Here is a 12681-nt window from a genome sequence, read left to right on the forward strand (position 1 = left end):
CCCCTCGGTCCCGCGGCCAGAGGAAAAGCGCACCATATGACAGATACGATCCTCGACAAGATCAAGGCCTACAAGTTGGAAGAGGTGGCCGCAGACAAGGCCGCCAAACCGCTTGAGGTGGTAGAGGCCGAAGCGCGCGAGGCTGGCCCGGTGCGCCCCTTCGCGCAGGCGCTGCAACTGGCCAATCGCGAAGCCTACGGCCTGATCGCCGAGATCAAGAAGGCCAGCCCGTCCAAGGGCCTGATCCGCGCCGACTTCGATCCCGCCACGCTGGCAAAAGCCTATGAGGAAGGCGGCGCAACCTGCCTGTCCGTCCTGACGGACACGCCCAGCTTTGAAGGGGCCAAGGCGTTTTTGACAGAGGCCCGCAATGCCTGCGCCCTGCCCGCCCTGCGCAAGGATTTCATGTACGACACCTACCAGGTGGCCGAGGCCCGCGCGCTTGGCGCCGACTGCATCCTGATCATCATGGCCTCGGTCAGTGACGCGCAAGCGCAGGAACTCGAGGCCGCAGCCTTCGAATGGGGTATGGACGTGCTGCTTGAAGTGCATGATGCCGACGAACTGGCACGCGCCGCCAATCTGAAAAGCCCGCTCATGGGCATCAACAACCGCAATCTCAAGACATTCGACGTGACGCTCGACACCACGCGCACCCTGTCCAAACTGGTGCCGGCGGACCGCACCATCGTGGCCGAAAGCGGGCTGAATACGCCCGCCGACCTTGCCAACCTTGCGATGTATGGCGCACGCACCTTCCTGATCGGAGAAAGCCTGATGCGACAAGACGATGTCGCAGCGGCCACGCGCACCTTGCTGGCAAACCCGCTGACCTCCGCGGGAGGCATGTAGATGGCGCTCACCCATTTCGACGACAAGGGCGCCGCCCATATGGTGGACGTGTCCGCCAAGGATGTGACCGACCGCATCGCGGTGGCCGAAGCCTGGGTAAAGATGCAACCGGAAACCTTTGATATCATTACCGAAGGTCGGACAAAAAAAGGGGACGTGATCGGTGTTGCGCGCCTGGCCGGGATCATGGGGGCCAAGCGGACCTCGGATCTGATCCCGCTCTGCCATCCTCTGCCCATCACCAAAGTGTCCGTCGATCTTAACCCGGACGCGGACCTGCCCGGCCTGCGGATCACCGCAACGGTCAAGACAACAGGCCAGACCGGGGTCGAGATGGAGGCACTGACGGCCGCGTCCACGGCCGCATTGACCGTCTATGACATGGCCAAGGCCGTCGACAAGGGCATGGAGATCGGCGGCTTACGCGTCTTGCTCAAAGATGGCGGAAAATCAGGACGTTACGAGGCGACATGATCACGGTTGCCGAGGCACTGGCCCACCTCTTTGCCCTTGCGGACGAAATGTCCGTCGAACATGTGCCGCTGCGCGAGGCAGATGGCCGCGTCCTTGGCGAACCCGTGGCCGCGCGGCGGACCCAACCGCCTTTTGCTGCGTCGTCCATGGACGGCTACGCGCTGAACGGGGTCGAGGCGGACCTGCACGCCCAGTTCATGGTCATCGGCGAGGCAGCCGCCGGGCACGGTTGGAACGGCACCGTCGGCGCGGGCCAGGCCGTGCGCATCTTTACGGGCGCACCTGTCCCCGCGGGGACAAACAAGGTGGTCATTCAGGAAGACGTCACACGGACGGGCGACCTGATCACGATCACCGACGATCCCGGCCCAAAGGACAACATCCGCCCCGCCGGTATCGATTTCAAGGAGGGCGACACGCTGGATGCCCCGCGTGTGCTGGGTCCCGCAGATATCGCATTGCTGGCGTCCATGAACGTCGCATCAGTGCCGGTCCGCCGCGCCCCCGTTGTCGCCCTGATCGCCACGGGCGACGAACTGGTGATGCCCGGCGAGGACCCGGGCCCCGATCAGATCATCGCGTCGAACACGTTCGGCCTTGCGGCCATGCTGCGCCGCGCGGGCGCGGTACCCCGCGTCCTGCCCATCGCCCGCGACAGCGCGGTATCGCTGACAACGGTCTTTGACCTGGCCCGCGGTGCCGACCTGATCGTCACCATCGGCGGTGCATCGGTCGGGGACCATGATCTGGTCGGTCACGTGGCGGGCGAGTTGGGCATGAACCGCAGCTTTTACAAAGTGGCGATGCGTCCGGGAAAACCGCTGATGGCGGGCAGGCTTCATGGCAGCCCCATGGTCGGGCTGCCGGGCAACCCCGTATCGGCAATGGTATGTGGCACGGTCTTTCTGACACCCATGATCCGCGTGATGCAGGGGTTGGGCCGGGCCGCGGTGCAACGTGTGCAACTGCCCCTTGCCGCGCCCCTTGCCGCGAACGGGCCGCGCGAGCATTACATGCGTGCCCGCGTCGATGGCGGCGCGGTCGCGGATGCGGGCCTGCAGGACAGCTCGCTTCTGACCGTGCTGGCAGAGGCAAATGCGCTGATCGTACGCCCCCCGGGCGATCCGGCCCGCGCTGTCGGTGACATGGTCGATATCGTCCATTTGACCTGAGCTGTTGACACAAAAGGGGAACGTCCATAGAACAAACCCAAACCAAAAGGGTTTGGAGGACGGACAGTGTTGACGAAAAAGCAGCTTGATCTGCTGGAATTCATTCACAAGCGGGTACAGCGCGACGGCGTGCCCCCCAGTTTCGACGAAATGAAAGAGGCGCTGGATCTGCGCTCGAAATCGGGCATCCACCGCTTGATCACCGCGTTGGAAGAACGCGGCTTTATCCGCCGCCTCGCGCACCGTGCCCGCGCGATCGAGGTCATGCGCCTGCCGGAAAGCCTTGGTGGCGCGCCCAGCGGCTTCAAACCGCAGGTCATTGACGGTGACAAGCCGGACATGCCGCCCCCTGCAACGGCCCGCCCGGTCGATGCCGCCCATGCCGTGGAACTGCCGGTCATGGGCCGGATCGCCGCCGGTGTGCCAATCTCCGCCATTTCCGAAGTGTCGCATTCGGTGGCCGTTCCCGGCCAGATGCTGTCGGGTCAGGGCGATCACTACGCGCTTGAGGTCAAGGGCGACTCGATGATTGACGCGGGCATCAATGACGGCGACGTCGTGGTGATCCGCGAAACATCCTCGGCCGACAACGGCGACATTGTTGTCGCGCTGGTCGAAGATCACGAAGCCACGTTGAAACGCTACATGCGCAGGGGCGATAGTATCGCGCTTGAGGCGGCAAATCCCGCCTATGAAACGCGGGTGTTCCCGGTGGGCCAGGTCAAGGTGCAAGGTCGTCTGGTCGGATTGATCCGCACCTACTGAACACCACAGATTGCACATGAGTGGGGCGGACCAGACGGTTCGCCCTAGTCGTTTCGGGCCAGGGTACGGATGGACGGCCCGCCCACGGCCAGCGCCGGAGCAGGCGCTTTGGCCCAGCCGGACCACATCCGGTCCCCCGCCACGTCCCGCGCTGTGCGCAGCACCCACCCGTCTTTGCCATGCAGCACTGCAATCGCGCCGGTGTACCGCAGGATTGGCGGGGTCAGCACCAGGCACGGCAGATCGCGCGCGCCTTCAAGGTCAGTGTTGGCCACGACGATCTCGCCCTTGACGCAGCCGGAAAAGGCCGCAGCCGCGCGCTTGCCGCTCAGATGGGTGATCCGGATCGGATGATCCTGATCCCACCGGTCCGCAGCCGTCGCCTGATCAATGCCCTCGCCATCGTTTTCAAGCCAGTTGCGCGCCACGAACCCGGCGCCCTTGGCCCGGCTGAGCGCCCGTCCCTCGGTTGTCATGAGACCCACCAGTCCACCCGTATCGGCAATCAGGACATGCGGGCGCGAACCGAACTGCCACAACACCAGCGCCACAATGACAGGCAAGACCCCGAGCGCCCGGACCCGCCCCTGCCAGAGGATGACAAACAACATGCCCAACGCCATCAAGGGCAACACCACCGGTCCCGGCCCCGCTACAAACCCCTGCGCGCCCTCCAGACCCGACACGGTGTCCGCGACCCACAGAATCCAGCGCAACCCGGCCCCCATCAGCCACAACCCGATGATATCGAGCCCGATCGGGGCCAGCGCCAGGGCAATTACCGCTGCCGGGATCACAAGGATGCCCATCAACGGCACCGAGGCCAGGTTCGCGATCAGGCCGTAATGCGCCATCGTGTTGAAATGTGCCGCCCCGATAGGCGCTGTCGCCAGTCCCGCCACAGCGGACGAAATCACGACGCCCAGAACCGGCTGCATCCATTTCGGGCCCAAGGTCCACTCCAGGTCCCTGATCCAGCCGAACACCGCCACAAGGGCGGTTGTAGCGGCAAAGGACATCTGGAACCCCGGCCCCATCAATGCCTCGGGCCGCAGCGTGAGCACGATGATGGCCGCCATTGCAACTGCGCGCAGGCTGATGGCCCGCCGGTTCACCAGTATCGCGCACAGCGCAACCGCAACCATCACAAAGGCCCGTTCGGTCGCCACATTGCCCCCCGATAGCGCCAGATAGACCGATGCCGCGATCAACGACCCCACCGCCGCCAGTTTGCGCGCGGGCCAGTTCAGGGCGACAAAGGGGATCAACGCAAAGATCAAACGCAGCAAGCCAAAGACAAAACCGGACAAGAGCCCCATATGCAGCCCTGAAATCGCCAGCAGGTGCGCCGTGTTGGACGCGCGCAGATCGCCAAGGGCATCCTGGCTGATGCCGCTGCGATCCCCGGTGGTCACGGCCGCCGCAAATCCGCCGACATCCCCCGGCAGCGCCGCGCGCACGTGCGCCGACACGGTCATGCGGATGCGAAAGATCGTTTGGCGCAGGTCGAACTCCGCCACGCTGATCGCCATCAGCGGCACCCGTGTATAGCCGACGGCCCCCAGTTGCGCGAACCAGGCGTGGCGTTGAAAGTCAAAGCCTCCCGGCTCGACCGGGCCGCCCGGGGGACCCAGATGCGCCGTGGTCATCACCCGCAACCCCGGTTCGGGCGTAACACCAAGTGCACTGTCGCCATGCAGGGAAATGCGGACGCGCGTCGGTGTGTCAGTGGGGGCGACCCGGTCCAGCTTGACATGATCCAGCGTCAGGCGCACCGCGTCCGAGGCACTGCGGTCCATGCCGATGATCCGCCCTTCGACCGGGCCGTAATAGCGCCAGTCCAGCACAGGCCCTGCCACCGAATGCGCCCGCCAGCCCGCCAAGGTGAACCCCAGCGCGATCATCGCTGCCAGAACCAGCAGGGGTGACATCACCTCGCCCACCCGCCGTGCTGCCACGAGCGCGCCAAGCCCCGCCGCAATGACCCCGGCGTAAATCGCCAGCGAGGGTTCGAACCGCAGACCGAAAAACAGGGCAATCCCGCACGCCATCCCCACGGGGCACCAGCCAAAAAGGTGCCCGCGCTGGATCAGCATCGCGTGGCGTATGCCAAGGCCATGCCCCATGCTTGCCCCTTGTGCCCATGGTGAGTATCAGGAGCCCAAACCGTAGGCCCATCGTGGTTAAGCAAAGGTAAATCCGTCCCATGTCACAGCCCGTCATCACCCGTTTTGCCCCCTCGCCCACGGGTTTCCTGCATATCGGCGGGGCGCGAACCGCGCTGTTCAACTGGCTGTATGCGCGGGGGCGCGGCGGCACCTTTCTGCTGAGAATCGAGGATACGGACCGCGCCCGGTCCACCCCCGAAGCGACGCAAGCCATCCTTGACGGGATGGCGTGGCTGGGCCTGGATCACGATGGCGAGGTGATCAGCCAATTTGCCCGCGCCGACCGCCATGCCGAGGTGGCGCACGCGCTTCTGGCCGAAGGCAAGGCGTATAAGTGTTTCGCGACCCAGGATGACATCGCGGCGTTTCGCGAAGCGGCGAAAGCCGAGGGCAAGTCTACCCTTTTCCAGTCGCCCTGGCGCGACGCGGACCCTGCGACATACCCCGACGCGCCCTTTGTTGTGCGCATCAAGGCGCCGCAGGATGGCACAACCGTGATCAAGGACGAAGTGCAGGGCGATGTGACCATCCGCAACGATCAGTTGGACGACATGGTTCTGTTGCGTGCCGACGGCACGCCCGTCTACATGCTGGCGGTGGTGGTCGATGACCACGATATGGGTGTGACCCATGTGATCCGGGGCGATGACCACCTGAACAATGCCGCACGCCAGATGATGATCTATACCGCCATGGGCTGGGACGTGCCCGTCTGGGCGCATATCCCGCTGATCCACGGACCGGACGGCAAGAAGCTGTCGAAACGCCATGGCGCACTTGGGGCGCAGGAGTATCAGGTCATGGGCTACCCTGCCGCCGGTATGCGCAACTATCTGGCGCGCCTGGGGTGGAGCCATGGGGACGACGAGTTCTTTACCGACGCGCAGGCACTGGAATGGTTCGACCTGAATGGCATCGGCAAAAGCCCCGCCCGTTTTGACGTCAAAAAGCTCGAAAACCTGTCGGGCCAGCACATTGCGCAAGCCGATGACGCCGCATTGCAGCACGAAATTGAAAGATATCTGGCCGCCGCTGACCTAGAACCGTTGAAACAATCGCGGAAAGACGGGTTGATGGCGGCCCTGCCCTTTGTCAAGGAACGGGCCAAGACACTGCCCGAACTTCTTGAAAAGGCACACTTTATCCTGACCGAACGGCCTGTAACACCGGACGAGAAATCCTCAAAAGCGCTTGATACAGTATCCCGTAGTATACTGTCGCAATTGACGCCGCAGCTGCAAACCGTTACTTGGTCTCGTAACAGTTTGGAGGCGGTCCTGAACGATTTCGCTGCGGCGCAGGACACGAAATTCGGCAAGTTGGCTGGTCCGCTCAGGGCCGCGCTTGCAGGTCGGGCCGTAACGCCTTCGGTCTTTGACATGATGCTGGTGCTGGGACGCGAAGAAACCCTTGCCAGGCTTGAGGATGCTGCCACCTGAAAACGGTTCATCAATCGTTCATGGTGCGCAGTCTAACGATGGGCTTGGCGGCAATGCCACAGCCCCTGGCGGGTGCGCCCGCCATGCGACGAAAGGAACGACCCTGATGGCCGATGCCCCCAAATCCGCAACCCTGACAATTGGTGACGACAGCTTTGATCTGCCCATCCATTCGCCCACTGCCGGGCCTGATGTGGTGGATATCCGAAAACTTTACGGACAGGCGGGTGTGTTCACCTACGATCCTGGCTTTACCTCGACCGCCAGCTGCGACAGCACCATCACCTTTATTGACGGTGGCGAAGGTGTGCTGTTGCACCGTGGCTACCCGATCGGTCAACTGGCTGAAAAATCTCACTATCTCGAAGTATGCTACCTGCTGCTCTATGGTGAACTGCCCTCGGCCAAACAGCTGGAAGAATTCGAAAACCTGGTGACCAACCACACCATGCTGCACGAACAGATGCAGTATTTTTATCGCGGGTTCCGCCGTGATGCGCATCCGATGGCGATCATGACAGGTGTTGTCGGGGCCATGTCCGCCTTCTACCACGACAGCACCGACATTCACGACGAACACCAGCGCGAAGTCGCGTCCATCCGCCTGATCGCCAAGATGCCGACGATTGCGGCCTGGGCCTACAAGTTCTCTATCGGCCAGCCGTTCATCTATCCACGCAACGATCTGGACTATGCGTCGAACTTCCTGCGCATGTGCTTTGCCGTCCCGGCCGAGGATTACGAGGTCAATCCGATCCTCTCCCGCGCCATGGACCGCATCTTCACCCTGCATGCGGACCACGAACAGAACGCGTCCACCTCGACCGTGCGGCTCGCGTCGTCGTCCGGGGCAAACCCGTTCGCCTGCATCGCGGCGGGCATCGCCTGCCTTTGGGGTCCTGCCCACGGCGGTGCAAACCAGGCGTGTCTTGAGATGCTCAAGGAAATCGGCACCGTTGATCGCATCCCCGAATTCATCGCTCGTGCCAAGGACAAGGACGATCCGTTCCGCCTGATGGGTTTCGGCCACCGCGTCTACAAGAACTTTGATCCGCGCGCGACGGTGATGAAACAGTCCGCCGACGAAGTGCTGGAATTGCTGGGTGTCGAAAACAACCCCATCCTGCAGGTCGCCAAGGAACTGGAACAGGCGGCACTGAACGATCCGTATTTTGCCGAGAAGAAGCTGTTCCCGAACGTGGACTTTTATTCCGGCATCATTCTCGAAGCGATGGGCTTCCCCACCTCGATGTTTACCCCGATCTTTGCGCTGTCGCGTACCGTGGGCTGGATCAGCCAGTGGAAGGAAATGATCGCCGATCCACAGAACAAGATCGGCCGCCCGCGCCAGCTGTACCTGGGCGAGACCGCGCGCGATTACGTGGACATCGAAAGCCGCTGAAGCACCGCAAAAACCCCCGCCCTGTGTGGGGGTTTTTCGTATCAATGCCGCGCGTCGTTCAGGATCGTTTCCGTACATGCCACAATACCGAGGCCCAGCTTGACGCGCATGCGCGTCTGCACCACCCTTTGCCAAACGCTTTGGGGAGTGTGCGCGCATGGGTTTTGGAATTGCGATTCTGGCGGTATTCGGTGTTGGCTTGCTGGTCAGTGCCTTCGATGACGATGATGACACCGGCACAACCTCCGAACCAACGGACGGCGATCAAAATCTGTCGACGACGGACGAAGCAGAAACCATTGAAACGGGCACGGGCAATGACATTGTACGGTCCCAAGGCGGCAACGATCTTGTCAACCTGGGCGCAGGCGATGACCGGGCCTTTGCCGGGCAAGGCGCGGATGCTCTTTTTGGGGCGGAAGGCAACGACCTGATCCGCGGCGAAGGCGGAATGGATCAACTGTTTGGCGGCACGGGCGAGGACACCCTCTTTGGCGACACCGGCAATGATATCCTTTACGGGGCGAACGTTCTGGATGAAGACGCGCTGTTCGATCAGACAACAGCGTCCGGATTTCTGATCTTCGACAACACCGGCAGCTTTGACGCCGACGCGGACACAGGTGAAAGCGATACCGTGATCGCTGGCGTAGGCGATGATACGGTGTACGCAGGGGCCAATGACGAAGTGAGCCTTGGCGACGGCGCGGACGAGGTTCAGGTCGGTGATTGGATCGCCCCGGGCAGCACCGTTGACATCGTTGATTTTGACCCCAGTCAGGACAGGCTTGTCTACAGTGTCGCAAATGGCGCGCCGCAGCCGACCTTGTCGCTGGCAAGCGGGTCGGACGGCACCCTTCAGCTTCTGGCGGAAGACGATGTGGTCGCAAACCTGCTGAATTTGACGCTGGATGATGCCAGCGATGTTCAACTGTCACTGGTGGAACGCCCAGCGACCAACACGATCGAGACGCAGCTTGGAACAGACGGCGCGGACGTCTTACGCGGCACAACGTCAAACGACTTTGTCCTGGCCGATGACGGCGCGGACCGCGTCTTTGGCCGCGAAGGGGCGGATGTTGTGGTCGGTGGCGCCGGGAATGACCTTCTGCGGGGCGAATCCGGGAACGACACATTGTTTGCGGATGCCGGTGAAGATACGCTTTTCGGCGATGTGGGTGACGATCTGCTGGTGGGCGCAGACATCTTTGTGGCTTCAACTCCGGCCGAGTTGGTCAGGGCGGCGGGCATTCTTGTGACGGACGGTGCGCCGCTCAACTTTGCGGATTTGTTGGACATTGGTGCCGACACGGGCGAGGCAGACACGCTGGTTGGCGGCGTCGGCGACGACGTGTTTTTTGCCGGGAACGCGGACGTGGTCGATACCGGCTCCGGCATTGATGCTGTAATTATTGGAGATTGGATGGACCTTGATGGTCCGCCTGTAGAAATTGTCGACTTCGACCCTGCACAGGATACTCTGCTGTACAGCTTCGACGGCGACGCAGCGCCAACAGTGTTTTTCGCTGAAGATGACGATGGAACCGCTGTCGTTGAAGTCGCCATTTCCGACACCGAAAACCGCGTGATCGCGCGCTTCCCCAACATCGGCTTTGACGCGTTGAACAGCGGCAATGCCTTGGTCCTGTTGCCGGTGTGATCACGCACCACGGGGTATATTGCATCGAACCGGTGCACCGCGCAACGCATTGTTGCTGCGTGAGAAACAGTATGCAGTCACGCTCGTGTTCATGCCCGCGGCAGTTTCAATTCGCGGCTTTGGATTGACAGGACGGCGGCACGCCCGAACAATCTCAAGAAAATGGTAACAGATAGTGCTCGGTTCCTGGGGGACCCACCATGCTTTTCCTACTTTCGCTGTTTCCAGCCCTCTTTGCGGATGTCATCAAAATCGAAGACGACGTCGATGCACCCGCCCGTCAGGAAGATGAAGACATTGATCAGCTGCTGATCGGCACCATAGGCGACGACAACATCACCGGTGGCGAGGGCGATGACGACATCATCGGATTGCTGGGCAATGACACTCTGGACGGGTCGTTCGGCGATGACGTCGTACAAGGCCTGAATGGCGATGACCTGCTGATCGGCGGTGCTGGCGATGACGCGATGCAGGGCCGTGGCGATGACGACACGGTGCAGGGGTTCGCCGGGGACGATTGGGTTGACGGCAATGACGGCAGCGACCTGGTCCGTGGTGGCGCGGGTGACGATGTGGCCATCGGCGGCCAGGGCGCAGACATCGTGGACGGGCGCAGCGGTGATGACATCGTGGTGGGCGGCGAATTGATCGCCGATCCGCTGTCGAATGCGCAGCTTGGCGTCATCCGCGATGGCGGCACGCTGCAAGAGCTGTTCCCCGATGGCTCGAACCCGCTGGCAGGCATCCGCGATGACGGCGCGGCGGACCAACTGTTTGGCCGCAATGGCGAGGACGTGCTGATCATGGGCGCAGGCGACACGGCCGAGGGCGGCAGCGAGGTCGACTTTTTTGCCGTGATCGCCGACAGCGCGCTCAACGATCAGGGTCCGGCGACGATCACGGATTTCAACAGCCCCGAGGGGGAAGAGCTGGCGCTTTACTTCCGGTCGGACGAGGTTGCGATCCGCGATGCAATTTCCGTGGCGGATGATGGTGATGACGCGCTGCTCAGCTACGATGGCGAAGTGCTTGCGCGCATCACCGGCGCGGCTGGCACATTCACTGCGGATGACGTGCAAATCCTGCAATTCGAAGACACCGACGCCACGCCCGTGATCGACGGAACCGAAGACAGCGAAACGCTGTCAGGCACAGGCGAAGATGAAATCATCAGCGGCCTTGGCGGCGACGACACGATCAGCGGCGGCGCGGGCGATGACGAGATCATCGGCGGCGACGGCTCTGACATCGTGCAGGGCCAGGCGGGCTTTGACCGTATCACCGGCAATGCCGGCAACGACTATTTGCAGGGGCGCGGCGGCGACGACACCGTTTCCGGAAACGCCGGCAACGACTGGGTAAACGGGAACGACGGCAACGATTCCGTGCGTGGCGGCACGCAGTCCGACACGGTCATCGGCGGCACCGGCGCGGATACGGTTGTTGGCGGCGAAGGGGCGGATGTGCTGATTGGCGGCGATCTGACCGGCCCGCTCAGCAATGGCAGTTTCGGGTTCCTGCAAGACGGATTGTCCCTGGACCAGGCGGTTCCGCCACCTGTGGATGGTGTGATCATACCGGCAGACGATGGGGACGCTGACGTGATCGATGGCGGCAACCGCAGCGATCAGATCATCTTTGGCGCCGCTGACACGGTAACCGGCGGCGCAGATGCGGACACATTCTTTGCCCTGGGCAGCAGCGCGGGCGCGGATGCAGGACCCGGGCTGATCACCGATTATGTCGCGGGCGAAGACGCGCTTGTCATCATGACGGACATCGAAACGCCGGTGATCACGGTTATCAATGACGGCGCAGATGCCTTGGTTCAGATCAACGGCGCGGACGTGATGCGGGTACAGGGCGGCGCCGGAGCCGTGGCCTCAGGCGACATTACATTGTCACGTGGCCTCGATACCAACGCCCTGTTTGCACCCGCCTGACCGGGTGCACAGAAAGGCCACCGGCGTCAGCGCCCTTCAAAGCTTGGCTTGCGCTTTTCGACAAAGGCCAACACGCCCTCGCGGAAATCCCGGCTTTGCCCGCATGCGCCCTGTTCGGACGCCTCGGACGCCATTTGCGCCTCCAGATCATTGGCCCAGCTGCCCCGGATGACCCGCTTGGCCGCGGCAAAGGCTTTGGTCGGGCCATGCGACAGGTGCGCGACACGGGCTTTCCAGTGCGCGTCGAACGCATCATCGGCAACCGCTTCCCAGATCATGCCCCAATCATCGGCCTGGCGGGCCGTGATCTTCTCGGCAAAAAGGGCGGCGCCCATCGCCTTGGCCATGCCCATCGTGCGCGGCAACACATATGTGCCGCCCGCATCCGGGATCAGGCCAATGCGCGTAAAGGCCTGAAGGAAATAGGCGCTTTCCGAGGCGATCACCACGTCACAGGCCAAGGCAAGGTTGGCCCCCGCCCCGGCGGCAGCGCCGTTCACGGCCGCCACGGTCGGCACAGGGCACTCCACAATCGCGTTCAGCATGGGCGTGTATTCGTCACGCAATGTCCGCTCAAGATCCAGGTTCGATGCGTTGGCCCGGTCGCCCAGGTCCTGGCCCGAACAAAAGGCGCGGCCCGCCCCGGTCAGCACGACAACGCGCGCATCCTTTCCGGCATGGGTCACGGCAACTTCGATCTCGGCCCGCATCTGCGTGGTCAAGGCGTTCATCTTGTCGGGGCGGTTCAGCGTGATAATCGCCGCGCCGTCCTCCAGGTCGTAGCTGAGCGTCTCGTAGTTCAT

10 protein-coding genes are annotated in these 12681 nt (G+C 62.7%); 8 read left to right on the top strand and 2 right to left on the bottom strand.

The window, feature by feature from the left end; translation table 11 throughout:
• Window positions 1-36: 36 nt before the first annotated feature.
• The 4 genes from trpC to lexA all read left to right on the top strand — a co-directional run bounded on the left by trpC (window position 37) and on the right by lexA (window position 3263).
• A complete protein-coding gene (trpC, locus tag Q0844_RS04045) occupies window positions 37-852 on the top strand; it encodes an indole-3-glycerol phosphate synthase TrpC (RefSeq protein WP_299042350.1) in 816 nt (271 codons plus the stop codon).
• Window positions 853-1326: a cyclic pyranopterin monophosphate synthase MoaC gene (gene moaC / locus Q0844_RS04050; protein ID WP_299042351.1), complete on the top strand. Its 474-nt coding sequence runs from the start codon at window positions 853-855 to the stop codon at window positions 1324-1326.
• Window positions 1323-2498, top strand: a complete 1176-nt coding sequence (glp, locus tag Q0844_RS04055; RefSeq protein WP_299042353.1) for a gephyrin-like molybdotransferase Glp — start codon at window positions 1323-1325, stop codon at window positions 2496-2498. The genes moaC and glp overlap by 4 nt, the downstream gene beginning before the upstream one ends.
• A gap of 66 nt (window positions 2499-2564) precedes the next feature.
• On the top strand, window positions 2565-3263 hold the full coding sequence (gene lexA, locus Q0844_RS04060; protein ID WP_299042356.1) for a transcriptional repressor LexA: 699 nt from the start codon (window positions 2565-2567) through the stop codon (window positions 3261-3263).
• Between the two features lie 44 nt (window positions 3264-3307).
• Here lexA and Q0844_RS04065 read toward each other — a convergent pair whose 3' ends face one another.
• Complete coding sequence (locus Q0844_RS04065) at window positions 3308-5389, bottom strand: ComEC/Rec2 family competence protein (RefSeq protein WP_299042358.1); 2082 nt, start codon at window positions 5387-5389, stop codon at window positions 3308-3310.
• A gap of 80 nt (window positions 5390-5469) precedes the next feature.
• Between Q0844_RS04065 and gltX the strand changes: the two genes are divergently transcribed.
• The 4 genes from gltX to Q0844_RS04085 all read left to right on the top strand — a co-directional run bounded on the left by gltX (window position 5470) and on the right by Q0844_RS04085 (window position 11878).
• Window positions 5470-6870: a glutamate--tRNA ligase gene (gene gltX, locus Q0844_RS04070; protein WP_299042360.1), complete on the top strand. Its 1401-nt coding sequence runs from the start codon at window positions 5470-5472 to the stop codon at window positions 6868-6870.
• Window positions 6871-6976: 106 nt separating this feature from the next.
• A complete protein-coding gene (gltA, locus tag Q0844_RS04075) occupies window positions 6977-8272 on the top strand; it encodes a citrate synthase (RefSeq protein ID WP_299042362.1) in 1296 nt (431 codons plus the stop codon).
• Between the two features lie 157 nt (window positions 8273-8429).
• Window positions 8430-9932 carry a calcium-binding protein gene (locus Q0844_RS04080; RefSeq protein ID WP_299042364.1) on the top strand — a complete coding sequence of 501 codons (1503 nt, stop codon included), beginning with the start codon at window positions 8430-8432 and terminating at the stop codon, window positions 9930-9932.
• Window positions 9933-10132: 200 nt separating this feature from the next.
• Window positions 10133-11878: a calcium-binding protein gene (locus Q0844_RS04085; RefSeq protein WP_299042366.1), complete on the top strand. Its 1746-nt coding sequence runs from the start codon at window positions 10133-10135 to the stop codon at window positions 11876-11878.
• Window positions 11879-11904: 26 nt separating this feature from the next.
• Here the strand turns inward: Q0844_RS04085 and Q0844_RS04090 are convergent, their stop codons facing one another.
• Window positions 11905-12681, bottom strand: a complete 777-nt coding sequence (locus tag Q0844_RS04090) for an enoyl-CoA hydratase-related protein (protein WP_299042368.1) — start codon at window positions 12679-12681, stop codon at window positions 11905-11907.

The sequence above is a fragment of the uncultured Tateyamaria sp. genome (assembly GCF_947503465.1).
Taxonomy (GTDB): domain Bacteria; phylum Pseudomonadota; class Alphaproteobacteria; order Rhodobacterales; family Rhodobacteraceae; genus Tateyamaria.